The following is a 25,000-nucleotide window of genomic DNA, read 5'->3' as shown; positions in this document are numbered from 1 at the left end:
TTAACGGATGCTGATATACTAACAATATAAGAATTACATGAAAGTGAGTTTTTTTATGGCAGCAGAGCATTTTGACTATTCAAAGATCAGCTACAATAAAAACGATGATTGGGATGATGTAAGCTTGATAGATCTTGAGAATCTTCTTCAGATGAAAGGTCAGGTCAAGGAATTTCGAATTCTTATGATGAAGTATGACAGCGCATTATTGGAAGTTCGAACTAAACTTGATGTATTAAATAAGGAATTGGCTCTGAGGAATAACAGAAATCCGTTTGAAGCGATAAAGATGAGGATCAAGACACCTCTTAGCATATATAAGAAACTGATCAGCAAGGGCGTGGATTTTTCGATTGAAAATATTGATAAGTACATATCTGATGTTGCGGGAATACGAGTTGTGTGCTCGTTTGTGGACGATATCTATATGTTGGCGGACTGCCTTGCAAATCAGGATGACATCAGGGTGATCCAGAGAAAAGACTATATCGACAAGCCTAAGAAGAGTGGCTACCGTAGCCTGCATCTTATAATAGAAGTCCCGATCTTTCTTGTTCAGGAAAAAGAGTACATGAAAGTTGAGGTACAGTTCAGGACAATAGCCATGGATTTCTGGGCAAGCCTTGAACATAAGATGAAGTATAAAAAAGACAATATCAATCAGGAAGTTATTTCCGACGATCTTAAGTTCAGCGCAGATCTGATAAATCAGCTTGATTTAAGGATGCAACAGATTCGCCGGAAGATAGACGGCGAAGAAGAATAATTTAGTAGGAGATTTTATTTATATAGCAACCCCCGTAACGCTTGTAAAATGAGCATTTACGGGGGTTGTGGCTTTTTATATGTATTTTGCGGAAAACTTTAGCGACTCTTTGCGTAAGATTCTTAGTTTTTTGCTGTCCAACGTCCGCTTGCGCCGCAGGGAAGGACAAGTCCGTTTGACTTTACGGGAAGTCCGATCTCATTGGCTTCTATGGTACCCGGATGAATCGGATCGAGTACCGTGTGCAGCATATATGACAGCACCGCAGGCTGAAGACCTGTTGTGTATGAATTTATAAGGAAGAAAAGAGGTTTATCCGACAGAAGCTTCGATGTCAGCTCGATAAACGGAAATACCGAGTCTTCAATCTTCCATATCTCACCCTTGGGGCCTCTTCCGTAGGAAGGCGGATCCATGATTATTCCGTCGTACTTGTTTCCTCGTCTGATCTCGCGCTCGACAAATTTTACACAGTCGTCTACGAGATATCTTATAGGTGCATCTGCAAGGCCTGAAGATGCAGCATTTTCTTTTGCCCAAGCTACCATACCCTTGGCTGCGTCTACGTGTGTAACCTTAGCACCGGCCTTAGCGGCAGAAACAGTGGCTCCGCCTGTGTAGGCAAAAAGGTTTAAGACTTTGATCTCACGATTCGCTTCCTTTATTAATGAAGAGAACCAGTCCCAGTTTGCAGCCTGCTCGGGGAAAAGCCCTGTGTGCTTGAAACTGAAGGGCTTCAGATTAAAAGTAAGTTCCTTATAATTAATAGTCCATTCTTCGGGAAGATTTCTGAATTCCCATTCGCCACCGCCTTTGTTGCTGCGGTGGTAGTGGCCGTTCCATTTCTTCCAGCCGAAATGTTTTTTGTCCGTTTTCCATATTACCTGAGGGTCGGGTCTTACCAGCATGTAGTCGCCCCAGCGCTCAAGCTTTTCACCTGAAGAGGTATCAATTACCTCATAATCTTTCCATCCGTTTGCAATCCACATATTTTTTTCCTTCTGACTAAAATTTTCATTGCCTATTATAATATAAAGAAGCTTCTATATGATACAGAAATCGAGAGATAGGAAATGATGTTAAAAAACATCAAGAAAGACTGGCTAAAAACACCTATTTTTGCATAAAAGTGATTAATTTATAAAAAGTGGTTGCATATACTTTTAAAATGTTTTACAATCATAAACGCTGTGACATGATAGCTATGAAGCGTGAGGTTGCTGCTTTCATCCAGTTAAGCAGGTTTTCCGTGGAGCGAATGTCTAGAGACCACTGATGTGGTCAAACAAACTGACGACAAGTCACTGTACAGACAATTAAGTCTGCCGACTAACCCAAGGCAGAAACGACGTGTAGGGATTCTATGGCCTTAATTTGTGTTAAGTCGTAGGACACACACGGGAGAGTGTACAGTCACCGCTTGTCGTACTTGTATATAAAAGTGCGAAAAGGAGGCGACTTTTTTTTATGGCAAATCAGGTAATGAGAATTACACTTAAGGCTTATGATCACCAGCTTGTTGATGCATCAGCCAAGAAGATTATCGAGACAGTCAAGAAGAACGGATCTCAGGTAAGCGGACCGGTACCCCTTCCTACTAAGAAGGAAGTTGTTACTATCTTAAGAGCGGTTCACAAATACAAAGATTCCAGAGAACAGTTCGAGCAGAGAACACACAAGAGACTTATCGATATCATCACACCTACATCAAAGACAGTTGAGGCTCTTCAGAGACTCGAGATGCCTGCAGGTGTAAATATCAATATCAAGATGAAGTGATACAAGGTGTCATAAGACATAGAGCAATCCGTATCAATTTATCAAATATAAAACAGGTAACTATTCACACCTCTACTAGTATGATGCAAGGCGCATGATGCCGTGATAACTGGAGAATTACCAAAACGTTGCAGGTAATTAAACGACATTGCGAACGTAGTACGCATCCGCTGTAGATGTAATAAGGAGGTAGAAACATGAAGAAGGCTATTTTAGCTACTAAAGTCGGAATGACTCAGATCTTCAAAGAGGACGGATCACTTATTCCTGTAACAGTTCTTCAGGCAGGACCTTGTGTAGTAACACAGATCAAGACTGTTGAGAACGACGGATACAGTGCCGTACAGGTTGGCTTTGTTGACAAGAAGGAAAAAATCGTTAACAAGGACAAAAACGGAAACAAGACAATTATTCATCGCCATGGAGCAACAAAGGCTGAGCAGGGACATTTCAAGAAGGCAGGAGTTTCTTGCAAGAGATATGTAAGAGAATTCAAGCTTGAGAATGCTTCTGAGTATGCACTTGGTGCAGAGATCAAGGCTGACGTTTTCGCTGAAGGCGACAAGATTGACGCAACAGCTATTTCAAAGGGAAAAGGATTCCAGGGCGCTATTAAGAAGAATGGTCAGCATAGAGGACCTATGGCTCACGGTTCCAAGTTCCACCGTCATCAGGGTTCTAATGGTTCAAGTTCAGATCCCAGCCGTGTATTTAAAGGTAAGGGAATGCCCGGACACATGGGTAGTGTTAAGGTAACAGTTCAGAATCTCGAGGTTGTAAGAGTAGATGCAGACAAGAATCTTATTCTTGTAAAGGGCGCTATTCCGGGACCTAAGAAGGGACTTGTTACAATCAAGGAAACCGTTAAGGTTATCGGTTAATAGAACGCGAAAGGAGGACCAAACAGATGGCAAACGTATCTGTTTATAATATGGAAGGCAAAGAAGTTGGTAAGCTTGATTTAAGCGATGCTATCTTCGGTGTTGAAATAAACGAACATCTCGTACACATGGCAGTTCTTCAGCAGCTTGCTGACAAACGTCAGGGTACACAGAAAGCTAAGACACGTTCTGAAGTTTCAGGAGGCGGAAGAAAGCCTTGGAGACAGAAGGGAACAGGTCATGCAAGACAGGGTTCTATCAGAGCTCCTCAGTGGAAGGGCGGCGGAGTTGTATTTGCTCCCGTTCCGAGAGATTACTCTTTCAAGATGAACAAGAAAGAGAAGAGAGCTGCTCTTAAGTCTGCACTTACAGACAAGGCTCAGAGTAACAACCTCATCGTTGTTGACGAGCTCAAGTTTGATGAGATCAAGACTAAGAAGTTCGCAGAGGTTATGAACAACCTCAAGGCTACACGTAAGGCTCTTGTTGTTCTTGCAGACAATGATAAGAACGTTGTTCTTTCAGCAAGAAATCTTGCAGAAGCAAGCACAACACTTACAAACACACTTAACGTGTATGATATCGTAAACGCTAAGACACTCGTTCTTACAAAGGACGCAGTTACAAAGATAGAGGAGGTGTATTGCTAATGGCAGCATTACAGTATTATGACGTAATCCTTAAGCCTGTTCTTACAGAGAAGAGCATGGCCGGCATGGGCGAGAAAAAGTACACTTTCCTTGTTAATCCTGAAGCTAACAAGACACAGATCAAGGAAGCTGTAGAGAAAATGTTTGAAGGAGCTAAGGTTGCTAAGGTTAACACTCTTAATGCCAACGGCAGAAAGAAGAGACGTGGAATGACAATCGGTTTCACAGCTAAGACTAAGAAAGCAATCGTTCAGCTTACAGAAGACAGCAAAGATATTGAGATTTTCCAGGGACTTTGATAAGCCAAGCATTTAGCAAGGCTCACGATACCTAAGAATATACGTGCTGAATCCAATAAAAAGTCCGGGATTCAAGTGTTTTTTACACTAGTCACGTGATAAACAAAAAAGGAGAAATAATCATGGGAATTAAGAAGTACGGCCCATATACCCCATCCAGAAGAAACATGACTGGATCAGATTTCTCAGAGATCACAAAGAAGACTCCCGAGAAGTCACTCGTTGTTTCTAAGAACAGCAAGGCTGGTCGTAACAACCAGGGTAAGATCACAGTAAGACATCGCGGATGCGGCGGCAGAGTTAAGTACAGAATCGTAGACTTCAGAAGAAATAAGGACGATATGCCTGCAAAGGTTATCGGAATTGAGTATGATCCTAACAGATCAGCAAATATCGCACTTATCCAGTACGAGGATGGCACAAAGGCTTACATCCTTGCACCTAACGGATTGACAGACGGTATGACAGTTATGAACGGTGCTAACGCAGAAATCCGTGTTGGTAACTGCCTCCCTCTTTCAGCTATTCCTGTCGGTGAAAACGTACACAACATTGAGCTTTATCCCGGAAAGGGCGGCCAGATGGTTCGTTCAGCCGGAAACGCTGCACAGCTCATGGCTAAGGAAGGAAAGTATGCAACACTTCGTCTTCCTTCAGGCGAGATGAGAATGGTTCCCATTGAGTGCAGAGCTACAATCGGTGTTGTAGGAAATGGCGATCACAACCTTATTAACTATGGTAAAGCCGGAAGAATTCGTCACATGGGTATCCGCCCTACAGTTCGTGGTTCTGTTATGAACCCCAACGACCATCCTCACGGTGGTGGTGAAGGTAGAGCACCTATTGGACGTTCAGGCCCTTGCACACCTTGGGGTAAGCCTGCTCTTGGTTATAAGACACGTAAAGCTAAGAAGGCTTCTAACAAGCTGATCGTAAGAAGAAGAAACGGTAAGGCCATCAAATAAGGAGGAATAAAATGTCTAGATCACTTAAAAAGGGACCTTTTGCAGACGCAAGCCTGCTCAAGAAGATAGATGCTATGAACGCTGAGGGCCAGAAGCAGATAGTTAAAACTTGGTCACGTCGTTCTACAATTTTCCCGTCTTTTGTTGGACACACAATCGCTGTTCATGACGGAAGAAAGCATATTCCTGTATATGTTACTGAAGATATGGTTGGACACAAGCTTGGTGAGTTTGTTCCCACAAGAACATTCAGAGGACATGCTGGAAGTTCTCCCGTTGAGAGAAAGAGCAGCGTTCACTAAGAAGTGCCAATGAAAGGAGGTCAAATCCATGGAAATGGAAATCAAGCATAGATCTAAAATTAAAAGAGAAAGAAATCGTGACAATAAAGAAACAAGACCTTTTGCAAAGTTATCTTACGCAAGAATACCTGTTCAGAAGGCATGCTTTGTCATGGATGCTATCAGAGGTAAGGATGTTGAGTCAGCACTCGCAATCCTTCAGTATAATCCCAGATATGCTTCAAGCGTAATCTACAAGCTCCTTAGCAGCGCAGTAGCAAACGCTGAGAACAACAAGGGAATGAACAGAGCAAATCTTTTCGTTGCTGAATGTACTGCAAGCAATGGCCCTATCATGAAGAGAATTCAGCCTAGAGCACAGGGCAGAGCATACAGAATCAACAAGAGAATGAGTCATCTGACTGTTATTTTGGACGAGAGATAATTGAAAGGAGAAGCGAAGAATGGGACAGAAAGTTAATCCTCATGGACTCAGAGTCGGTGTTATCGCTGATTGGGATTCCAAGTGGTACGCTGAATCTGGCGATTTCGCCAATAATCTTGTAGAAGATTACAATATCAGAAAATTTCTGAAGAAGAAGTTATATGCAGCTGGTGTTTCTAAGATCGAGATCGAGAGAGCATCAGATAGAGTAAAAGTTATCGTTTACACAGCTAAGCCCGGTGTTGTTATCGGTAAGGGTGGTGCTGAGATCGAGGTAACTAAGAAGGAACTTTCAAAGCTTACAGATAAGAAGGTTCTTGTTGATATCAAAGAGATCAAGAAGCCCGATAAGGATGCACAGCTTGTTGCAGAGAACATTGCTCAGCAGCTTGAGAACCGTGTATCATTCAGAAGAGCTATGAAGTCTTGCATGAGCAGAACAATGAAGACAGATGCTCTTGGTATCAAGGCTTGCTGCTCAGGCCGTCTTGGCGGAGCAGATATCGCTCGTTCAGAGTTCTACAGCGAGGGAACTATTCCTCTTCAGACACTCAGAGCAGATATTGATTATGGATTTGCAGAAGCAGATACAACCTACGGTAAGGTTGGTGTTAAGGTATGGATCTACAAGGGTGAAGTACTTCCGACCAAAGCAGGTGAGAATTCAGATAAGGAAGGGAGCGATAAATAATGTTAATGCCGAAGAGAGTTAAGCACCGCAAGCAGTTCCGCGGTTCAATGGCTCATAAAATTACTCGTGGTACAAAGATCACTTACGGTGAATTTGGAATTGTTGCGCTTGAGCCTTGCTGGATCAATTCAAACCAGATTGAGGCAGCCCGTGTTGCTATGACACGTTTCATCAAGCGTGGTGGTCAGGTTTGGATTAAGATTTTCCCTGACAAGCCTATCACATTAAAGCCTCTCGGAACTCGTATGGGATCCGGTAAGGGTGCTGTTGATAGATGGGTAGCTGTTGTTAAGCCCGGTCGTGTAATGTTCGAAATCGGTGGAGTTGCCGAGGCCGACGCAAGAGAAGCTCTTCGTCTTGCAACACATAAGCTTCCTTGCAAGTGCAAGATCGTTTCAAAGGCTGATTTGGAAGGCGGTGTATCTAATGAAAACTAATAAGTATGTAGACGAGCTGAAAGCTAAGACTGCTGATGAACTTCAGACTGAGCTTGTATCAGCTAAAAAGGAACTTTTCAATTTAAAATTCCAGAACGCTACAAACCAGCTGGATAATACAGCAAGAATTAAAGAAGTAAGAAGAAATATTGCAAGAATCCAGACTGTAATCACACAGAATGCTAAGGCTGCTAACTAAGCCTTTTGCTTGGTTTAAAAAGGAGAAATGATCGTGGAAAGAAATTTAAGAAAAACGCGTGTTGGAAAAGTAACAAGCGATAAGATGGACAAGACCATCACAGTTTCCATTGAGGACCATGTGAAGCATCCTCTTTACAAGAAGATCGTGAAGAGAACATATAAGCTTAAGGCTCATGACGAGAATAATGAGTGCCGTATTGGTGACACAGTTAAAGTCATGGAGACAAAGCCTATCTCCAAGGATAAGAGATGGAGACTTGTATCCATTATTGAACGTGCAAAGTAATACAAAAAAAGGAGAAATATCATGATTCAGCAGGAAAGTAGACTTAGAGTCGCTGATAACACTGGTGCAAAAGAGCTTCTTACAATCCGTGTTATGGGTGGATCTACAAGAAGATATGCGAGAATCGGCGACACAATCGTTGCATCTGTAAAAGAAGCAACACCCGGTGGAGTTGTAAAGAAGGGTGATGTTGTTAAGGCTGTTGTCGTTCGTACTGTAAAAGAGACACGTCGTAAGGACGGTTCCTACATCAGATTTGATGAAAACGCTGCTGTTGTTATCAATGAAGATGGTACGCCTAAGGGAACACGTATTTTTGGACCCGTAGCCAGAGAGCTTCGTGAGAAAAAGTTCATGAAGATTCTTTCTCTTGCTCCGGAAGTATTATAAGGAGGCGCCCAGATGTCAACAAGTAAGATTAAGAAGGGCGATATGGTTAAGGTTATCGCCGGAAGAGAAATCGACAAGGAAGGAAAAGTCCTTTCTGTTGATACAAAGAACGGAAAGGTTGTTGTAGAGGGTCTCAACAAGGTAACTAAGCATGAGAAGCCTTCTGCTAAGAACCCCAATGGCGGAATTGTAGAGAGCGAAGCAGCTCTTGATATCTCCAACGTTATGTATCTTCACAAAGGAAAACCTACCAGAATCGGATTCAAGGTTGAGAAGGACGAGAATGGTAAGGTTGTAAAGAAGAACCGCATCGCAAAAAAGACCGGTGAGGTTATCGACTAATTAAGGAAGGAGGTATTTAACGTTGAGTAGATATAAGGATTTATACAAAAACGAGATCGTTGATGCTATGACAAAGAAGTTCGGTTACAAGAACGTAATGCAGGTGCCTAAGCTTGACAAGATCGTTATCAATATGGCAGTTGGTGAAGCTAAGGAAAACGCTAAGCTTCTCGAGAACGCTGCAAATGATATGGCTATTATTTCTGGTCAGAAGCCTGTTTACACAAAGGCTAAGAAGTCAATCGCTAACTTCAAATTGAGAGAGGGTATGCCTATCGGATGTAAGGTTACACTTCGTGGCGACAAGATGTACGATTTCCTTGATCGTCTTGTAAACCTCGCACTTCCTCGTGTACGTGACTTTAGAGGAATCAACCCTAACTCATTCGACGGAAGAGGAAACTATGCACTTGGTATCAAGGAGCAGCTTATCTTCCCTGAAATCGAGTATGATAAGATTGACAAGACAAGAGGTATGGATATCATTTTCACAACAACAGCTAAGACAGATGAAGAGGCTCGTGAGCTTCTCACACTGTTCAATATGCCTTTTGCAAAGTAATAATAGGAGGGAAATGCACACATGGCTAAATTATCCATGAAGTTGAAACAGCAGATGAAGCCCAAGTTCTCTACACGTGAGTACAATCGTTGTAAGATCTGTGGTCGTCCTCATGCTTATCTTAGAAAGTACGGAATCTGCAGAATTTGCTTCCGTGAGCTTGCATACAAGGGCGAAATTCCGGGAGTACGTAAAGCATCTTGGTAATTCTGTAGAATTCCCCCTTTTGGGGGATGTAATATAAGCGGTTCAGGATGGAAACCGCATATTTACAAAGTTATTATTCTTCGTATAATTAAAAAATAGAGAAACACATAAGCGCGCATTGCGGCTTCGTGTCTCTGCTCAATTCGGGGAGTAGTAAGGCGAAGCAAAAATAATTAAGGAGGCAATTTAAAATGGCAATGAACGATCCTATTGCAGATATGCTTACAAGAATTCGTAACGCAAACGCTGCAAAGCATGACACAGTTGACGTTCCTTCTTCAAAGATGAAGCTTGCAATTGCAAACATTCTTCTTGACGAAGGTTATATTAAGAAGCTTGATGTTGTTGAGGACGGAGCTTTTAAGAATCTTCACATCACTCTTAAGTATGGCGCTGATAGAAATGACAAGGTAATTACAGGTCTTAAGAGAATCTCAAAGCCCGGTCTTCGTGTATACGCAGGCAAGGACGAGCTTCCCAGAGTATTGGGCGGACTTGGTATCGCAATCATTTCAACAAACCAGGGAGTTGTAACTGACAAAAAAGCAAGAGAGCTGCAGGTTGGTGGCGAAGTTCTTGCATTCATTTGGTAAATTGGAGGTACGGGCATGTCACGAATTGGAAAAATGCCAATCGCAGTTCCTGCTGGAGTAACAGTAGAAGTTGCAGAAAATAATAAGGTGACTGTTAAGGGACCTAAGGGAACCCTTACAAGAGTTTTCCCTGCTGAGATTTCTTTCTCACAGGCAGATGGTCAGATCGAAGTTAAGAGACCTGACGATCAGAAGAAGACAAGAGCATTACACGGTCTTTCAAGAAGCCTTCTTAACAACATGGTAGTTGGTGTTACAGATGGTTTCGAGAAGAAGCTCGAGGTTAACGGTGTAGGTTACAGAGCTGCTAAGAATGGCAAGACACTCTCTCTTACACTTGGTTATTCTCACCCCGTAGAACTTGCTGATCCTGAAGGAGTAGAGACAGTAGTTGAGGGACAGATAATCACTGTTAAGGGAATCGACAAAGAGGCTGTTGGCCAGCACGCTGCAATCATCAGAGAGAAGAGAGCTCCTGAACCTTATAAGGGCAAGGGAATCAAGTATGTTGATGAAGTTATCAAGCGTAAGGTTGGTAAGACAGGTAAGAAGTAATAAGATAAGGAGAGTGCAAAATGGTTAGTAAAGAATCAAGACAGAAAATTCGTGCTAAGAAGCATATGAAGATTCGTAATCGTTTCAGCGGTACAGCTGAGAGACCACGTTTAGCAGTATTTAGAAGCAATAGTCATGTATATGCACAGGTTATTGATGATGTAGCCGGCAAGACAATTGTATCTGCTTCTACTCTTGAAAAAGACATCAAGGCAGAACTCAAGAATACAGACGATATTGAAGCTGCTACAAAAGTTGGTGATATTGTAGCAAAGAGAGCATTGGAAAAGGGCATCAAGGCTGTTGTATTTGACAGAGGTGGTTATATCTACCACGGAAAAGTTAAAGCTCTTGCTGATGCTGCCAGAGAAGCTGGCCTTGAATTCTAAGAAGGGAGAAAACACAAATGAAGCGTACAATAGTTGATGCAAGTCAGCTCGAATTGACAGATAAAGTTGTTACCATCAAGCGCGTTACTAAGGTCGTTAAGGGTGGACGTAACATGAAGTTCACAGCACTTGTAGTAGTTGGTGATAAGAACGGACACGTTGGCGTAGGTCTTGGTAAGTCTACTGAAATCCCGGATGCAATCCGTAAGGGTAAGGAAGATGCTACTAAGAACCTCATTACTGTTCCTCTTGATGAGAACAACAGTATTACACACGATTTCGTAGGTAAGTTCGGCTCTGCTGAAGTATTACTTAAGAGATCACCTGAAGGTACCGGTATCATCGCAGGAGGTCCTGCTCGTTTGGTATGTGAGTATGCAGGTATCAGAAACATCAGAACAAAGTCACTTGGTTCAAACAACAAGCAGAACGTTGTTTATGCAACAATCAGCGGTCTTGCTCAGTTGAAGACACCTGAAGAAGTTGCTGCTAAGCGCGGTAAGTCCGTTGCTGAAGTAACAGCTTAAGGTTTAGTAAATAAGGAGTATAAATCAATGGCAAACGAGAAAAAGCTTAAGATCACATTGGTTAAGTCCACTATCGGTGCTATTCCTAAGCAGGTGGCAACAGTAAAATCAATGGGATTTAAGAAACTTAACAGCTCTGTTGAACTTCCTGATAATTCCGCAACAAGAGGACAGATTCAGCAGATCAGACACCTTGTAAAGGTAGAAGAGATCTAATCTCAAAAGCAAAAGTAAATGGTATCCGGAGCTGCAGTATGTATGCGCGAGTGATAAGCAGCGATGCTTATTGCGTGTAGCGGTATAAGCTCCGGAGTTAAATAAAGGAGGATTATCATGGAATTATCAAACTTAAGACCTGCTGAAGGTTCTGTACAGAGCGATAATTTTAGAAGAGGCCGTGGTCATGCTTCAGGAAACGGCAAGACCGCAGGTAAGGGACACAAGGGTCAGAAGGCTCGTTCAGGTGCTCCCAGACTTGGCTTCGAAGGTGGACAGATGCCACTTTTCAGAAGACTTCCTAAGAGAGGCTTCAAGAATATCAATCATAAAAACATCGTAGGAATTAACGTAAGCGCTCTTGAAGTATTTGATAACGGAGCAGTTGTAGATGTTCAGGCACTCAAGGATCAGGGAATCATCAAGAAAGAGCTTGATGGTGTAAAGATTCTTGGAAACGGAGAATTTACCAAGAAGCTTACGGTTAAAGCAAATGCGTTCAGCGCAGCAGCAAAAGAGAAAATCGAGGCACTTGGTGGAACAACAGAGGTGATCTAATGTTTAAGTCCCTAATGAATGCATTAAAAGTCAAAGAAATCAGATTGAAACTTCTCTTTACTCTTGCAATGCTTGCTGTTATCAGATTTGGAACAACAATTCCGGTTCCCGGAATCGATGTCCAGCGTTTTAAGAGCTGGTTTGAAGGTTTAAAGAGCGGAAATGATGCTTTTGGCTTTGTGGATCGATTTACTGGTGGATCGTTTGAGCATGCTTCAATCCTGGCTCTCAACATCACACCTTACATCACATCTTCCATTATTGTTCAGCTTCTTACTATTGCTATTCCCAAATTTGAGGAGTGGCAGAAGGACGGAGAGGACGGAAGAAAGAAACTTACAGCAATGACAAGATACATTACTGTAGTTTTGGCACTTATCGAGTCCATTGCAATGGCTGTTAATTTCTACAAAGGCGATTCCCTTGCAGATAAATCAATCTTCTTGGCAATTCAGGTTGTAGTTGCATTTACAGCAGGTAGTGCATTCCTCATGTGGATTGGTGAACGAATCACGGAAAACGGTGTTGGGAATGGTATTTCTATAGTTCTGACGATCAACATTCTTTCAAGAATTCCGTCAGATCTTCATTCGCTTTTCGAGCGTTTTGTGAGTGGGAAGCCTATTGCAAGGGGAGTAGTATCAGCTGTAATAATTATAGCGGTTATTATTGCATTGGTAGTACTGATCGTAGTTCTTAACGGCGCAGAGCGCAGAATCCCTGTTCAGTATGCAAAGAAGATTCAGGGTAGAAGAACTTATGGTGGAAATCGTTCGGAGATTCCGCTTAAGGTCAGCACAGCGGGCGTTATGCCTATCATTTTTGCAATGTCATTGTTCCAGTTCCCCAGCGTTATAACTTATTTCACAGGTTATAAGGGACCGGGCGTTTGGGCAACGATATTGGAATATTTAAGACAGGACAATTGGTTTGATCCAAACCATTGGGAGTATTCCATTGGTCTTGTAGTATACATATTATTGCTTATCTTCTTCGCGTATTTCTATACATCAATTACCTTCAATCCTATTGAGATTGCAGATAATATGAAGAAGCAGGGCGGTTTCATACCGGGAATCAGACCCGGAAAGCCTACAAGCGATTATCTTACAAGCATTTTGAACTATATCATCTTTATCGGAGCATGCGGACTTATTCTTATTGCAATAATTCCTTACTTCTTCAGTGGTATGTTCAAGGCAAGTGTTTCATTCGGTGGTACTAGCCTTATCATCGTGGTAAGTGTTATACTTGAAACTATAAAACAGATTGAGTCACAGATGCTTGTACGTAATTACAAGGGATTTTTGGAAGACTGATTAAAAAATTAATGAAAGAGGTACAGGGACCTACTCTCGCAGTGGGCCCTGCAACCTCTTGTTTCTACTTTATGGAAGGGATTAGAGTATGAAGATTATTATGTTGGGTGCACCCGGTGCGGGAAAAGGCACACAGGCTCAGATGATCGCGGAAAAGTTCAACATTCCGCATATCTCAACAGGAGATATTTTCAGAGCCAACATCAAGAACGGAACAGAACTTGGTAAGAAAGCCAAGGAATTCATGGATAAGGGACAGCTTGTTCCCGATGAGCTTACAGTTGAGCTTCTTCTTGACAGAGTAGCAAATGATGACTGCAAGAACGGATACGTACTTGATGGTTTTCCTCGCACAATTCCCCAGGCTGATGTTCTTGATTCAGAACTTACAAAGCTTGGTGATAAGGTTGATTACGCTATCAATGTTGACGTTCCCGATGAGAATATCGTTCGCAGAATGTCAGGCAGAAGAGCTTGTCTGAAGTGTGGCGCAACCTATCATATTGAACATATTAAACCACAGAAAGACGGAATCTGTGATAAGTGCGGTAGCGAGCTTGTTCAGAGAGATGATGACAAGCCTGAGACAGTTCAGAACAGACTTAAGGTTTATCATGAGCAGACTCAGCCGCTTATTGATTACTATGAGAAAAAGAGTATTTTGAAGACTGTAGACGGAACAAAGGATATGCAGGAAGTCTTCAGTGATATTGTTAGCATATTGAATGCATAATCTGGTGTGTTAAAATGGCTATAAGTATCAAAACAGATGAAGAAATCAATCTTATGCGACAGTCAGGGCATCTATTGGCAAAGGTTCATGAAGAACTGCATGCTGCTCTCAGACCCGGTATATCAACTCTTGAGCTTGATGAGATTGGTGAGAGAACTATCCGTGCTCTGGGCGGGATTCCGAATTGCAAAGATTACGAAGGATTTCCTGCTTCTGTGTGCATTTCGGTGAACAATGAAGTAGTTCACGGAATACCTAGCAGTGAGCGAATCCTGCAGGAAGGAGACATTGTTTCTTTCGACACAGGACTCATATATAAAGGTTTTCATTCTGATGCGGCGAGAACATGGGGCGTCGGTAAGATAAGCGATGAAGCGCAGAAACTTATCGATGTCACCAGAGAAAGCTTTTTTGAAGGAATTAAGAAAGCTAAAGCGGGAAACAGACTTCACGATATTTCCGCTGCTATCGATAAATATATCAGACCACACGGTTACGGCATTGTAAGGGAACTTACAGGTCACGGGATCGGAACAAGTTTACATGAAGATCCCATGGTGCCTAACTTCAGGAAACTGACAAGAGGTGTGAAACTTCAAAAAGGTATGACCATATGCGTCGAGCCCATGATAACAATGGGAAGCCGCAAGATAGGCTGGCTTGAGGATGACTGGACTGTTGTCACACTTGACGGGTCACTTGCAGCACATTATGAGAATACAATAGCCATCACGGATGGTGAACCGGAGATATTAACTTTAATATAGTTGTAAATTAAGAGGAGATGTAGATGTCAAAGGCTGATGTAATTGAAATTGAAGGAAAGGTAATTGAGAAGCTTCCCAATACAATGTTCCAGGTTGAACTTGAAAACGGACACGTTGTGTTGGCACATATAAGCGGTAAGCTTCGCCAGAACTTTATCAGAATTTTACCCGGTGATAAGGTAACACTTGAGTTATCACCATATGATCTTACAAAAGGAAGAATTATTTGGAGAGACAAGTAATATAATAATCTAATAACGGTACGTGTGTGAGGGATTTATGATACAAAAAATTCTGGATAGGCATTTCGATAGTATTTCGTTCATACATTATAACAAGAATAAGATAGCGGAGGATAATATCCGAAACACTGCTGACACTGTGATGTTTTTATCCGGTGTTAGCGCGTTCCTGCTATTTCTTATTTTACTGTTTTCGGGAAGTTATTATTTTTGTTTTTTTTCTAATTGCAATATTGTTTGTTCTTGTTGGAATACATTTAGTACAGAAAGTTTTTCTTAGTAATATATCTGAGAGCTTCAAATTATCTAGAATGTATTCCTTCTTTTTTTATGGAGTGATGATTCTTGCTTACTCCTATGCTGATATTATTATGAACATGACATCAAGGTGTATTGTGTTCCCTTGTGCCATTATCGTGATAACTGCGGTATATATGGATACTTTTTTGGCCACTACGGTGTACAAGATCGTACTTACCATCATATATTGCATAATGGATTCTATGATCCGTCCCCATTATGGTGTAAAAAGAGATCTGTTTGTTGCGGGCGTTGCCATCATCGCGTCGCTGTTCAGCTATTTTGAGATAGTCGATCTAGCGATAAATAAAGGTGAAGACAGACGTATCCTCGAAAGAAAGAGTACTACAGATCTTCTTACGGGTATTTACAACAAGCTTTCTTTTGAAGAGAAATGTAATGAATACCTTAAGAAAAGAAAACCCGGTGCAAGATGCATTCTGTTTATCTTTGACCTTGATAATTTCAAGGAAGTAAATGATACATACGGCCATCAGACGGGTGATAACGTGCTTAAGAAGTTCTCTGAGATACTTCAGAGCTATTTCCATCCCTATGACATTATGGGAAGGATTGGCGGCGATGAATTTATGGTACTCGTGATGGGCGAGATGCCGGAAGGATTTGCGGAAAAGAGATGCAGAAGTATTCTTCACGAGTTTAAGACTGCACGTATCAATCAGGTATCAGGTCTTACATGCAGTATCGGTATTGTCAGTGACAACGACTGCGCAAGCTTCAGTGAGCTTTATAAGAAGGCGGATGAAGCTCTTTATGAGGCAAAAGAGAGCGGAAAAGCCACATTTAATCTTCATGAGGAAGAAAAAGAAAGAAATTCAAAATTGTCGTAACAATCTTATGAAAAACCCTTATGAAAAAGCTGAAAAAACTGCTTGATTATTGACTTTGGATATGTTATGATATCAAATGGTCTTTTTAGGTAGAGGGGTTATTATGCCCTTCTTTAAGCATTATCTGTTTACCATGCAGGAAAGGAGTAACAATGAAAGTAAGGTCTTCTGTTAAACCTATGTGCGAAAAGTGCAAGGTTATTAAGAGAAAGGGCGTTATCAGAGTTATCTGTGACAACCCTAAGCACAAACAGAGACAGGGATAATCCGAGCCGTTTAGGTGGATTACTTTTTGATACCAATGTGTATTGGAAAGATCGGATCATTCTTTGTCCGGTTGGGCTGTGAATCATGGCCCCAATCAAACAAGTAATATTATTTATAAGTTATGGAGGAATAAAAAATGGCTCGTATTGCAGGTGTAGATTTACCTAGAGATAAGCGAGTAGAGATCGGTTTGACATACATCTACGGAATTGGTAGAACAAGCTCAAACAAGATTCTTGAAGCAGCAAAAGTAAGTCCGGACACACGTGTTCGTGATCTTACAGACGAAGAAGTAAAGAAAATTGCCGAGATTATCGGTAACGACTACGATGTAGAAGGTGACCTCAGAAGAGAAATCGCTATGAACATCAAGAGACTCACAGAGATCGGATGTTTCAGAGGCATGCGTCATAGAAGAGGACTTCCTTGCCGTGGTCAGAGAACTAAGACAAATGCAAGAACTAGAAAAGGACCTAAGAGAACAATCGCTAACAAGAAGAAATAATTTTTCTTGATGTCTGAGCATGGCAGATCAGTGATGTAACATTATAACCAGTAATTATTAGGAAGAAAGTAGGTTAGTTTAAAATGGCAAATCAGAAATCAACTGCAGCTAAAAAGTCAGCTGCAAAGAAACGTGTCAAGAAAAACGTTGAACACGGACAGGCGCACATCCAGTCATCTTTCAATAACACTATCGTTACTTTGACAGATGCAGCAGGAAACGCTCTTAGCTGGGCAAGTGCCGGCGGTCTCGGATTTAAAGGTTCAAGGAAATCTACTCCTTATGCTGCACAGGTAGCTGCAGAGACAGCAACAAAGGCTGCACTTATTCACGGCCTTAAGACTGTTGATGTATTCGTTAAGGGACCAGGATCAGGAAGAGAAGCTGCTATCAGAGCTCTTGCTGCAAGTGGACTCACAGTTACATCTATCACAGATGTAACACCTGTACCGCACAACGGATGCAGACCTCCCAAGCGTCGTAGAGTATAATCGATTTTATATCGCGTTACTCTCATTGCAGAATACATGTGCAAATATATATGTATTTAACGCGTTGGATGAAGGTGCATGACACTGTAAACAACATCAGATAACAGAATGTTGTCTGAGTAAAAGAAAGGAGCCTAAAATGGCAGTAAACAGAGTTCCCGTATTAAAAAGATGCAGATCACTTGATCTGGATCCTACATTTCTTGGATATGACAAAAAGTCTAAGAGAACATCAGCTAACGCTGGTAAGAAAATGAGTGAGTATGGACTTCAGCTCCGCGAGAAGCAGAAGGCTAAATTCATATATGGCGTCCTTGAGAAGCCTTTTAGAAATTACTACGACAGAGCAGACAGAATGAAGGGTCAGACAGGTTCCAACCTTATGACTATTCTTGAGACAAGACTTGATAACGTTATCTTCAGAATGGGCTTTGCAAGAACAAGAAGAGAAGCTAGACAGGTTGTTCTTCACAAGTTCATCACTGTAAATGGTAAGGTAATCAACATTCCTTCATACCTCATTAAGGCCGGTGATGTCATCGAAGTTAAAGAGGCAGCTAAGAACATTCAGAGATTTAAGGATATTTCAGAAATCACTGCAAGCAGACTTGTTCCTGAGTGGCTTGACGTTAACAAGGAAGGACTTAAGGGTACAATAAAGGAACTTCCTTCAAGAGAAGTAATCGACGTTCCTGTTGATGAGATGCTTATCGTCGAGTTGTATTCTAAGTAATCTATTAAATAGAAACTTGTTAACTAGTCACATAAGGAGGGTATATCAGTGTTTGATTTTGAAAGACCAAATATTGAAGTTGCTGAAATCTCAGATGATAAGAAATATGGTAAATTCGTAGTAGAGCCTCTTGAAAGAGGTTACGGTATTACACTGGGCAATTCCCTTCGTAGGATTATGCTCTCATCATTACCTGGTGCAGCAGTAAGTCAGGTCAAGATTGAAGGCGTGCTGCATGAATTCAGTTCTATTCCCGGAGTAAAGGAAGACGTAACTGAGATCATTATGAATATCAAGAATCTTTCTATAAAGAATTCCTCTGATACTAACGAACCTAAGACAGCTTATATCGAGTTCAACGGCGAAGGAGTAGTAAGAGCATCAGATATTCAGGTGGACCAGGATATTGAGATCATGAATCCTGATCAGGTTATCGCTACACTTTCCGGAAAGGATGCTAAGCTCTACATGGAGCTCACCATCACAAAGGGAAGAGGTTATGTAAGCTCTGACAAGAATAAGACAGGCGATCTTCCAATCGGAGTTATCGCAATCGATTCTATCTACACACCTGTAGAGAGAGTAAATATAACCATCGAGAACACTCGTGTAGGTCAGGTAACTGATTTCGATAAGCTTACATTAGATGTTCACACTGATGGAACACTTGCTCCCGACGAGGCTGTAAGCCTTGCAGCAAAGGTACTCAGTGAGCATTTGAGCCTCTTCATCGACCTTTCTGAGAATGCTAAGACAGCAGAAGTTATGATCGAGAAGGAAGACGATGAGAAGGGCAAAGTTCTCGAAATGTCAATTGATGAGCTTGAACTTTCAGTTCGTTCATTCAACTGCCTTAAGAGAGCAGGCATCAATACCGTTCAGGAGCTTGCAAGCAAGACTTCTGATGATATGATGAAGGTTCGTAATCTTGGACGTAAGTCACTTGAGGAGGTCCTTGCTAAGCTTGATGAGCTTGGACTTTCACTTAAGTCAGATGGCGAACAGTAATATCACTAACTATTAATTATGAATGTCCGCGGAAGGTAAATCCGATGCGTACTGAAGCGGATTCTCATAGGATCAAAAAACTGCATTGTGAGAGTAAGACCGATGCGCATCTTATGATGTACCTACAGCGGAGGGAACTCCGCAAATGAGAAAGGATGTAAAATAACATGGCAATGTACAGAAAGCTTGGAAAAGCAACAAAGCCCAGAAGAGCACTTCTTCGTAACCAGGTAACAGCACTTCTTTACAATGGAAAGATTGTTACTACTGAGGCAAGAGCTAAGGAAATCAAGAAGATCGTAGAGCCTATGATCACTCTTGCTGCTAAGGAAAAGGACAATTTTGAGACTGTTTCCGTTGAAGTTAAGATTCCTGAGAAGGATAAGGACGGAAAGAGAGTAAAGGAAGTTGTTGACGGTAAGAAGGTTACTAAGTTCACAACTGTTACTAAGGAAATCAAGAAGGATCTTCCTACACGTATGCATGCAAGAAGACAGCTTCTTAAGACTCTTTACCCTGTAGTTGATGTTCCTCAGGAGAACAAGGGAAGAAAGAAGAACACTAAGGAAGTTGACCTTGTAGCAAAGCTTTTCGATGAGTACGGACCTAAGTACGCAGATCGTAAGGGTGGTTACACAAGAATCATCAAGATCGGTCAGAGAAAAGGCGATGCAGCTATGATGGTTGTTCTTGAGCTTGTTTAATAGCTTTTGATTATTTAAACCATAAATATAGAGGTTTCAGAGCGAATGCTCTGAAACCTCTTTTTAATGTCTTTATTTGCGATTTAAACAAATGATGTGACAATGGTCATTTATTTATACTGGTCCACATTCTGGGGCGTTATGGGAACAAATGGAACCCAAATATACTTATGGTCTGCGGATACGCCTGAAACAGAAGAAACCGAACCGTTTTTTGCAAGTGAAACAGCACTTTGTACGGCTGCAGCACCCTGTCCTGCGGTATCCTGAAGAACCGTCATATAAAGGTCTCCGCTTCTTACAGCTTCACATCCCTCGTCTGTAGCGTCGATTCCGGCTACAAGTATCTTGTGTGTATCATATCCGTTTTCTTTCATCCATTTGATAGCGCCCATTGCCATAGTGTCGTTATTGCAGATGATACAATCAAATGACTGTCCTGTCTTTTTGAATATATTGAGCTTGTCATATGTTACGTCTTCAACCCAATCACCGTTGTCGACCCATACATAGTTTACATCGACCTTATTGTCAAGGAAGAAGTATTTTACTGCATTTGTACGCTTTGGAGCAGCTGCATGCATCTTTTCACCAACCATGATGATGACATTAAGTGCAGGTGGTTTTCCGAGACCGCTCCAGATATAATCTGCTTGGAATTCTCCGGCATCCTGCTCGTATGAGCCAACATAGACATATTTGTCACTTTTGAGATAGTCAATCTCAGGCTCATTGTTGATGAATACAATTGGAAGATTGCCTGCTGCATTCTCCATCTGAAGTGTGGTGCTTGTATCACATAATCTGCATATGATGGCATCATATCCTTCAGAAGCGGCGTTTGCTATCTGTTGCATCTGTGTTTCTGTATCTTTCTGGCTGTATACGACATCAATTGTTGCGCCAAGTTCTTGGCCCTTTGCAACTATTGAATCGGCAAGTGTATTTAGGAATGAGTCATCGTCAGCGTGAAGCGTCATAAGTATTTTTATACCGTTACCGGAAACCGATCCGGAGCCTGCCTTGCCACAAGCTGTAATTGAAAGAGATAGCAGTATCACGCATAGTAGATAAGCCATTGATCTTTTAATTCGATTTTTCATAATATGTATCTCCTTATCAAATCTTGAACTTCTGAACATAGGATGTAAGCGTTTCTGAAGTATTTGCCAACTCGTGTGAGTTGTCGGCAACGTCCTGACTGTTTTTAGTAATGCTATTAGCCTGTTCAACCATCTTACGACTGGTTTCGAGGATTTCATCCGTGCTTGCAGCCTGTTCTTCGGAGATAGCAGCAACATTGCTTGCAACGTCATCAACCTTCTGCACGTCTTTGATCATGAGGTCGATAAGAGAATTTGATTTTTCAATGTTCTGATAGATCTGATCGAATGTCTGTACTGCTGTATCAATAAGATCGCTGTTGCTTTCAATATTCTTTGCACTTGTCTGAGCCTGAACGACAACGTTGTCGATGGCTTTTCTGACTTCATCGATAAGTTTTGCAATGTTATCGGCACTTGTTGCAGAGTTCTTCGCAAGTTTACCAATCTCGGTAGCAACAACGGCAAATCCCTTTCCGGAATCACCGGCGCGTGCGGCTTCAATAGAAGCATTAAGTGAAAGGAGATTGGTCTGCTCGGCAATTTCAGCGATAAGACCGACAATATTGGTGATCTCTTCGGAAGCTTTTCCTACAGCGTCAATAGAAGTAACAAGCTCGTCATTGCTGCTCTTAATGTACTGCATAGCATCGGCAAGCTGTTCCATGTTGTCGCGGCCCTTCTTACTGATCGCAACAGTTTCTTTCATGCTCTCATTAGCCTGATTTGAATTGTCTCTTGTGTCAGCAACTACCATTGCAAGAGTTGTGGCATTCTGGGCAATCTCGTTAACTGCAACAGCGAGCTGATCGACAGTTGAATTGAGGTTCTTCATAGCTTCTGACTGCGATTGAGATGCTTCGTACATGCTCTTTGATACAATATCGGAATTGTCGGACTGCTCTCTGAGTCTCTTTGACTCGGCATTGATAGCAGTGAGCATATTCCTCATGGAATGAACAAATTCATTTACTTCATCGCCCATGAGACCAATCTCATCATTACTTCTTCCGTGTTTAACGTTGATAGTGAAGTCACCGGCTGACATATCTGTAATGTTCTTGGTAATTCCGCCGAGAGGAGCAATGACTTTGGTAACCATGAGGTTGATAAGTACAACGATAACTATAATTGCAAGTATTCCTGTCACGATAAGAGTGGTAACAAGTCTTGTCACGTCCTTCATGACAATCGATTTGCTTATATATGAGATAAGAACCCAGTCGGTTCCGGCAATCTGCTTAAATGCAACTACATTGTTGGCAAGAGTAACGGTGGAGTAGTCTCTCTCGGCAATCTTGCCTGCTATTGCAGCCATAAGTCTGTCGTTGTCATTTGTGTCAAGTTTGGTTGATACACGGTTCTTGTCACGATGGGCAAGAATAGTGTTATCTGTTATATCAACAAGAAAAGAAGCAGCCTGGTCCATCTTAACCTTGGAGTTGACGATAATACTGATCTGGTCAAGTGACAGATCGGCGGCCATAATCTTAAGGTCTGAAGAGCCGTCATCGATGATACCTGATGCACTTATGACACTTGTGCCGTTTGCATCCTTATATGTATTACCATAGACCATGTTTACGCGGGTCATACCTTGTTTGAACCATTCCTGTTCTGTGACATTACCCGTTTCTTTCGTGGATTCTGATGCTTTGTAGACTTTACCGCTTTGTGATGCGATATACGGACCGTTTTTGCAATAGATATTAAAACCGTAGCAAGCGTTCATCATAGCAGATAATTGTGCATCTGTTGGCTTTGTTTTTTCGACCATTTGCTTAACGGTAGAGAAATTCTGGAGATTTTCGTCGAGCCATGCCTCAATGTTGTCTGCCTGATTGGAAATGGAAGAATTAAGTGCCGATGTTGCCATCTGTGTCATACTCTTACCTGACAGGTATCCTGAAATGAGCACCAAAATAAGAATAGTGGCAACTACAGCAGGGACCAAGAACAATAAAAGCTTGTTTTTGATCTTTGTATGTCTCTTTCCTTTTTTCATTTTAGATAAGTCTCCTTAAGATATAAAAATAGATAAGATTATAGAAGCTTAATAGTTATTGTACACTGTTTGGATTGTTTTTTATATGGAATATTATGAACAATTTCACTTTTTAGCGAATTTTCTTTTCGAAATGTTGATAGTCTTTAGATGAATTCCAGTTTCCTCCCCATGTAAAACCGTGTTCTCTAAAGAGTTTATAGGCAAGATCGTCCTTGTCGATCTTATATGGAAAAGAGGCAGACCTGTCGGCATAGTCCTTGCCGGCAGCGGGAGCTATGGTAGTTGTGCCGTTCTTGTACTTTACCTGTGGATTATATAAAGGATTTAAGTCAATCGCGAGTCCCTGAGAGTGTTTGGAGAGCTTATGGCCTTTTGCGATGGGACGATAATTGAAGCAGGATGTGTTGTTTGCTTCCATAGAAGCCTCGTCATCAGCGTTAAATTCATCGATAAGCCTGATGCTCTCAATTTGATAATCGTTCTCATACAATTCGTGGAAAATTTCCATGACATCGTCAGCAATCACCTTGTTGCAGATCATTTCACCGACCTTTTCTTCACCGTCAAAATTGACATAGCTGACAACACAATATCTGAGTTCATCAAGTGATATTTTGCAATCATGAGGATATGATACGTCTGTTATCTTTGATACAATTGAATCCGGAATTTCCTCGTAGTAGAAGCCTTCTTCGAATGTGACTCTTGTGTCATATACGTCTGAATCGTCGGGTAAGTTTGAGCTCGACATGACACTCGAATTGACCGTTTCAGTCGATGATTCTGATGCACTGATCGATGCTCCGGAGGTATTTTCGGAAGAGGCAACTGATGAGCTTTGTTCAAGATTTGAATCAAGCGCGGCCGAAGCTGTGATATTTTCCTGTGACTGTGTGGAAAGGTGGGAATTGGCGTAATCTTCGAGAGTTTCGTGACCTGCAAGATGTCTTGCGGCGAGGGCACAAAAAACGATTATTGCCAAAAGAAGAATAAGATCTTTTACATATTTACTGTTCATTTGGAAATCTCCGATGTTAATTTTATAAATCAATATTACCACATTTATGCTATAATATTTCGAATGGTAGGTAAAAAGAGATGATACGTACAGATAAACTTGTATTTGAATATATCAGAAGAGACGAAGAGGGAAATGTCGAAGGCATTACAAGGGCTGTCGATGATGTCAATATTGACGTCAGACCCGGACAGTTTATAGCGGTTCTCGGACACAACGGATCAGGCAAGTCGACACTTGCCAAACATTTCAACGCTCTTTTGTATCCGACAGAGGGCGAAGTTATCGTTGACGGGATGAACACGAGAAATGGCGAGAAACTGTGGGAAATCAGGCAGGAAGCCGGAATGATCTTTCAGAATCCCGACAATCAGATAATCGGACAGGTTGTCGAAGAGGATGTCGGATTTGGCCCTGAGAATATGGGCGTCCCCACGGAAGAAATCTGGGAGCGTGTTGATGAGAGCCTTAGAGCGGTGAATATGCTTGAATTCAGGAAATCATCACCCAATCATCTTTCGGGTGGCCAGAAACAGAGAGTTTCAATTGCCGGAGTTATCGCTATGCATCCAAAGTGCATTATTATGGACGAACCCACGGCGATGCTCGACCCAAACGGAAGAAAAGATGTCATCAGGGCAGCGAGGGCGCTTAACAGCGTTGAAGGAATAACTGTCATTCTCATAACACATTATATGGAAGAAGTTATTTACGCCGATAAGGTGTTTGTCATGGATAAAGGGCATGTTGAGATGCAGGGCACGCCTAAAGAGATTTTTTCTCAGGTTGAAAAGCTCAAAGAGCTAAGGCTCGGCGTTCCGCAGGTTACTCTTTTGGCACACGAACTTAAAAAGAGCGGTTTGCCGCTTCCTGACGGAATTCTCACAAAAGAGGAGTTTGTCGAGGAACTTAAGAAATTAAAGAGATGATA

Annotated in this window: 38 protein-coding genes; 34 read left to right on the top strand and 4 right to left on the bottom strand. The window is 41.8% G+C overall.

All coding sequences use genetic code 11. The annotated features are described in order from the left end of the window. Positions 1 to 37: 37 nt before the first annotated feature. A complete protein-coding gene (locus CD00_RS0108770; RefSeq protein WP_242827242.1) occupies positions 38 to 766 on the top strand; it encodes a GTP pyrophosphokinase in 729 nt (242 codons plus the stop codon). A 122-nt stretch (positions 767 to 888) separates the two neighbouring features. Here CD00_RS0108770 and CD00_RS0108765 read toward each other — a convergent pair whose 3' ends face one another. Then, complete coding sequence (locus tag CD00_RS0108765; protein WP_026655627.1) at positions 889 to 1,755, bottom strand: class I SAM-dependent methyltransferase; 867 nt, start codon at positions 1,753 to 1,755, stop codon at positions 889 to 891. Between the two features lie 478 nt (positions 1,756 to 2,233). Here CD00_RS0108765 and rpsJ point away from each other — a divergent pair, with 478 nt between their 5' ends. The 32 genes from rpsJ to CD00_RS0108605 all read left to right on the top strand — a co-directional run bounded on the left by rpsJ (position 2,234) and on the right by CD00_RS0108605 (position 19,940). Next, positions 2,234 to 2,545, top strand: coding sequence for a 30S ribosomal protein S10 (gene rpsJ, locus CD00_RS0108760; RefSeq protein ID WP_013279995.1), 312 nt, complete (start codon positions 2,234 to 2,236; stop codon positions 2,543 to 2,545). Between the two features lie 197 nt (positions 2,546 to 2,742). After that, positions 2,743 to 3,426 carry a 50S ribosomal protein L3 gene (gene rplC, locus CD00_RS0108755; protein WP_026515616.1) on the top strand — a complete coding sequence of 228 codons (684 nt, stop codon included), beginning with the start codon at positions 2,743 to 2,745 and terminating at the stop codon, positions 3,424 to 3,426. A 26-nt stretch (positions 3,427 to 3,452) separates the two neighbouring features. Continuing rightward, the gene (gene rplD, locus CD00_RS0108750; protein ID WP_026655626.1) at positions 3,453 to 4,076 is read left to right on the top strand and encodes a 50S ribosomal protein L4; all 624 of its coding nucleotides are present in this window, start codon (positions 3,453 to 3,455) and stop codon (positions 4,074 to 4,076) included. Continuing rightward, positions 4,076 to 4,375 (top strand): 50S ribosomal protein L23, encoded by a 300-nt coding sequence (rplW, locus tag CD00_RS0108745; protein WP_026515614.1) that lies wholly within the window; start codon positions 4,076 to 4,078, stop codon positions 4,373 to 4,375. Before rplD ends, rplW begins: the two co-directional genes overlap by 1 nt. 122 nt (positions 4,376 to 4,497) lie before the next feature. Next, positions 4,498 to 5,340 (top strand): 50S ribosomal protein L2, encoded by an 843-nt coding sequence (gene rplB / locus CD00_RS0108740; RefSeq protein WP_026655625.1) that lies wholly within the window; start codon positions 4,498 to 4,500, stop codon positions 5,338 to 5,340. 11 nt (positions 5,341 to 5,351) lie between these two features. Continuing rightward, on the top strand, positions 5,352 to 5,642 hold the full coding sequence (gene rpsS, locus CD00_RS0108735; RefSeq protein WP_026515612.1) for a 30S ribosomal protein S19: 291 nt from the start codon (positions 5,352 to 5,354) through the stop codon (positions 5,640 to 5,642). A 28-nt stretch (positions 5,643 to 5,670) separates the two neighbouring features. Continuing rightward, the gene (rplV, locus tag CD00_RS17785; RefSeq protein ID WP_420314844.1) at positions 5,671 to 6,066 is read left to right on the top strand and encodes a 50S ribosomal protein L22; all 396 of its coding nucleotides are present in this window, start codon (positions 5,671 to 5,673) and stop codon (positions 6,064 to 6,066) included. Positions 6,067 to 6,085: 19 nt separating this feature from the next. Next, complete coding sequence (gene rpsC / locus CD00_RS0108725) at positions 6,086 to 6,757, top strand: 30S ribosomal protein S3 (RefSeq protein ID WP_022778093.1); 672 nt, start codon at positions 6,086 to 6,088, stop codon at positions 6,755 to 6,757. Next, the gene (gene rplP, locus CD00_RS0108720) at positions 6,757 to 7,194 is read left to right on the top strand and encodes a 50S ribosomal protein L16 (RefSeq protein WP_026655623.1); all 438 of its coding nucleotides are present in this window, start codon (positions 6,757 to 6,759) and stop codon (positions 7,192 to 7,194) included. Before rpsC ends, rplP begins: the two co-directional genes overlap by 1 nt. Beyond that, a complete protein-coding gene (rpmC, locus tag CD00_RS0108715) occupies positions 7,184 to 7,393 on the top strand; it encodes a 50S ribosomal protein L29 (RefSeq protein WP_026515609.1) in 210 nt (69 codons plus the stop codon). The genes rplP and rpmC overlap by 11 nt, the downstream gene beginning before the upstream one ends. Positions 7,394 to 7,426: 33 nt before the next feature. Next, the gene (gene rpsQ / locus CD00_RS0108710; protein WP_013280005.1) at positions 7,427 to 7,681 is read left to right on the top strand and encodes a 30S ribosomal protein S17; all 255 of its coding nucleotides are present in this window, start codon (positions 7,427 to 7,429) and stop codon (positions 7,679 to 7,681) included. Between the two features lie 21 nt (positions 7,682 to 7,702). Next, on the top strand, positions 7,703 to 8,071 hold the full coding sequence (gene rplN / locus CD00_RS0108705) for a 50S ribosomal protein L14 (RefSeq protein WP_022764361.1): 369 nt from the start codon (positions 7,703 to 7,705) through the stop codon (positions 8,069 to 8,071). 12 nt (positions 8,072 to 8,083) lie between these two features. Continuing rightward, positions 8,084 to 8,413, top strand: coding sequence for a 50S ribosomal protein L24 (gene rplX, locus CD00_RS0108700; RefSeq protein WP_026655622.1), 330 nt, complete (start codon positions 8,084 to 8,086; stop codon positions 8,411 to 8,413). A gap of 22 nt (positions 8,414 to 8,435) precedes the next feature. Further along, entirely contained in the window at positions 8,436 to 8,975 is a 540-nt protein-coding gene (gene rplE / locus CD00_RS0108695) for a 50S ribosomal protein L5 (protein WP_026515607.1), read from the top strand. Positions 8,976 to 8,996: 21 nt separating this feature from the next. Then, complete coding sequence (locus CD00_RS0108690) at positions 8,997 to 9,182, top strand: type Z 30S ribosomal protein S14 (RefSeq protein ID WP_026515606.1); 186 nt, start codon at positions 8,997 to 8,999, stop codon at positions 9,180 to 9,182. A gap of 191 nt (positions 9,183 to 9,373) precedes the next feature. Continuing rightward, positions 9,374 to 9,775, top strand: coding sequence for a 30S ribosomal protein S8 (gene rpsH / locus CD00_RS0108685; RefSeq protein WP_026655621.1), 402 nt, complete (start codon positions 9,374 to 9,376; stop codon positions 9,773 to 9,775). 15 nt (positions 9,776 to 9,790) lie between these two features. Then, positions 9,791 to 10,330: a 50S ribosomal protein L6 gene (gene rplF, locus CD00_RS0108680; protein WP_026655620.1), complete on the top strand. Its 540-nt coding sequence runs from the start codon at positions 9,791 to 9,793 to the stop codon at positions 10,328 to 10,330. Between the two features lie 20 nt (positions 10,331 to 10,350). Beyond that, positions 10,351 to 10,719 (top strand): 50S ribosomal protein L18, encoded by a 369-nt coding sequence (rplR, locus tag CD00_RS0108675; RefSeq protein ID WP_026515603.1) that lies wholly within the window; start codon positions 10,351 to 10,353, stop codon positions 10,717 to 10,719. Positions 10,720 to 10,736: 17 nt separating this feature from the next. Beyond that, complete coding sequence (rpsE, locus tag CD00_RS0108670; protein WP_026655618.1) at positions 10,737 to 11,246, top strand: 30S ribosomal protein S5; 510 nt, start codon at positions 10,737 to 10,739, stop codon at positions 11,244 to 11,246. A 27-nt stretch (positions 11,247 to 11,273) separates the two neighbouring features. Beyond that, the gene (gene rpmD, locus CD00_RS0108665; RefSeq protein ID WP_026655617.1) at positions 11,274 to 11,462 is read left to right on the top strand and encodes a 50S ribosomal protein L30; all 189 of its coding nucleotides are present in this window, start codon (positions 11,274 to 11,276) and stop codon (positions 11,460 to 11,462) included. 117 nt (positions 11,463 to 11,579) lie between these two features. Then, positions 11,580 to 12,020, top strand: a complete 441-nt coding sequence (gene rplO / locus CD00_RS0108660; protein WP_026655616.1) for a 50S ribosomal protein L15 — start codon at positions 11,580 to 11,582, stop codon at positions 12,018 to 12,020. Then, positions 12,020 to 13,339 carry a preprotein translocase subunit SecY gene (secY, locus tag CD00_RS0108655; protein ID WP_026655615.1) on the top strand — a complete coding sequence of 440 codons (1,320 nt, stop codon included), beginning with the start codon at positions 12,020 to 12,022 and terminating at the stop codon, positions 13,337 to 13,339. Before rplO ends, secY begins: the two co-directional genes overlap by 1 nt. An 88-nt stretch (positions 13,340 to 13,427) precedes the next feature. Further along, positions 13,428 to 14,072 (top strand): adenylate kinase, encoded by a 645-nt coding sequence (locus CD00_RS0108650; RefSeq protein ID WP_026655614.1) that lies wholly within the window; start codon positions 13,428 to 13,430, stop codon positions 14,070 to 14,072. Positions 14,073 to 14,086: 14 nt separating this feature from the next. Then, positions 14,087 to 14,839: a type I methionyl aminopeptidase gene (gene map / locus CD00_RS0108645; protein ID WP_026655612.1), complete on the top strand. Its 753-nt coding sequence runs from the start codon at positions 14,087 to 14,089 to the stop codon at positions 14,837 to 14,839. Positions 14,840 to 14,862: 23 nt separating this feature from the next. Continuing rightward, entirely contained in the window at positions 14,863 to 15,081 is a 219-nt protein-coding gene (gene infA / locus CD00_RS0108640; protein ID WP_013280019.1) for a translation initiation factor IF-1, read from the top strand. Between the two features lie 371 nt (positions 15,082 to 15,452). Then, complete coding sequence (locus tag CD00_RS19275) at positions 15,453 to 16,232, top strand: GGDEF domain-containing protein (protein ID WP_185750418.1); 780 nt, start codon at positions 15,453 to 15,455, stop codon at positions 16,230 to 16,232. A 152-nt stretch (positions 16,233 to 16,384) separates the two neighbouring features. Then, positions 16,385 to 16,498 (top strand): 50S ribosomal protein L36, encoded by a 114-nt coding sequence (gene rpmJ / locus CD00_RS0108630; protein WP_013280022.1) that lies wholly within the window; start codon positions 16,385 to 16,387, stop codon positions 16,496 to 16,498. 137 nt (positions 16,499 to 16,635) lie between these two features. Further along, positions 16,636 to 17,004: a 30S ribosomal protein S13 gene (rpsM, locus tag CD00_RS0108625; protein ID WP_026655610.1), complete on the top strand. Its 369-nt coding sequence runs from the start codon at positions 16,636 to 16,638 to the stop codon at positions 17,002 to 17,004. A gap of 83 nt (positions 17,005 to 17,087) precedes the next feature. After that, positions 17,088 to 17,495, top strand: a complete 408-nt coding sequence (gene rpsK, locus CD00_RS0108620) for a 30S ribosomal protein S11 (protein ID WP_026655609.1) — start codon at positions 17,088 to 17,090, stop codon at positions 17,493 to 17,495. A gap of 139 nt (positions 17,496 to 17,634) precedes the next feature. Next, the gene (gene rpsD / locus CD00_RS0108615; protein WP_026655608.1) at positions 17,635 to 18,228 is read left to right on the top strand and encodes a 30S ribosomal protein S4; all 594 of its coding nucleotides are present in this window, start codon (positions 17,635 to 17,637) and stop codon (positions 18,226 to 18,228) included. A 48-nt stretch (positions 18,229 to 18,276) separates the two neighbouring features. Beyond that, positions 18,277 to 19,236, top strand: a complete 960-nt coding sequence (locus tag CD00_RS0108610) for a DNA-directed RNA polymerase subunit alpha (RefSeq protein ID WP_026655607.1) — start codon at positions 18,277 to 18,279, stop codon at positions 19,234 to 19,236. Between the two features lie 167 nt (positions 19,237 to 19,403). After that, positions 19,404 to 19,940 (top strand): bL17 family ribosomal protein, encoded by a 537-nt coding sequence (locus CD00_RS0108605; RefSeq protein WP_026655605.1) that lies wholly within the window; start codon positions 19,404 to 19,406, stop codon positions 19,938 to 19,940. Between the two features lie 110 nt (positions 19,941 to 20,050). On the opposite strand, the gene CD00_RS0108600 is transcribed toward CD00_RS0108605, so the two are convergent. The 3 genes from CD00_RS0108600 to CD00_RS0108590 all read right to left on the bottom strand — a co-directional run bounded on the left by CD00_RS0108600 (position 20,051) and on the right by CD00_RS0108590 (position 24,069). Beyond that, positions 20,051 to 21,043 (bottom strand): substrate-binding domain-containing protein, encoded by a 993-nt coding sequence (locus CD00_RS0108600; RefSeq protein ID WP_026655604.1) that lies wholly within the window; start codon positions 21,041 to 21,043, stop codon positions 20,051 to 20,053. 16 nt (positions 21,044 to 21,059) lie between these two features. After that, positions 21,060 to 23,048, bottom strand: coding sequence for a methyl-accepting chemotaxis protein (locus CD00_RS0108595; protein ID WP_026655603.1), 1,989 nt, complete (start codon positions 23,046 to 23,048; stop codon positions 21,060 to 21,062). A gap of 112 nt (positions 23,049 to 23,160) precedes the next feature. Further along, complete coding sequence (locus tag CD00_RS0108590; protein ID WP_026655602.1) at positions 23,161 to 24,069, bottom strand: M15 family metallopeptidase; 909 nt, start codon at positions 24,067 to 24,069, stop codon at positions 23,161 to 23,163. An 80-nt stretch (positions 24,070 to 24,149) separates the two neighbouring features. Between CD00_RS0108590 and CD00_RS0108585 the strand changes: the two genes are divergently transcribed. Further along, a complete protein-coding gene (locus tag CD00_RS0108585) occupies positions 24,150 to 24,998 on the top strand; it encodes an energy-coupling factor transporter ATPase (RefSeq protein WP_026655601.1) in 849 nt (282 codons plus the stop codon). The last annotated feature ends 2 nt before the right edge of the window (positions 24,999 to 25,000 follow it).

Origin of the sequence: Butyrivibrio sp. AE3003, from assembly GCF_000686065.1 — a bacterium.
GTDB lineage: Bacteria > Bacillota > Clostridia > Lachnospirales > Lachnospiraceae > Butyrivibrio > Butyrivibrio hungatei_A.
The sequence above is the reverse complement of the archived record's forward strand: the minus strand, read 5'-3'. Positions and strand labels throughout refer to the sequence as shown.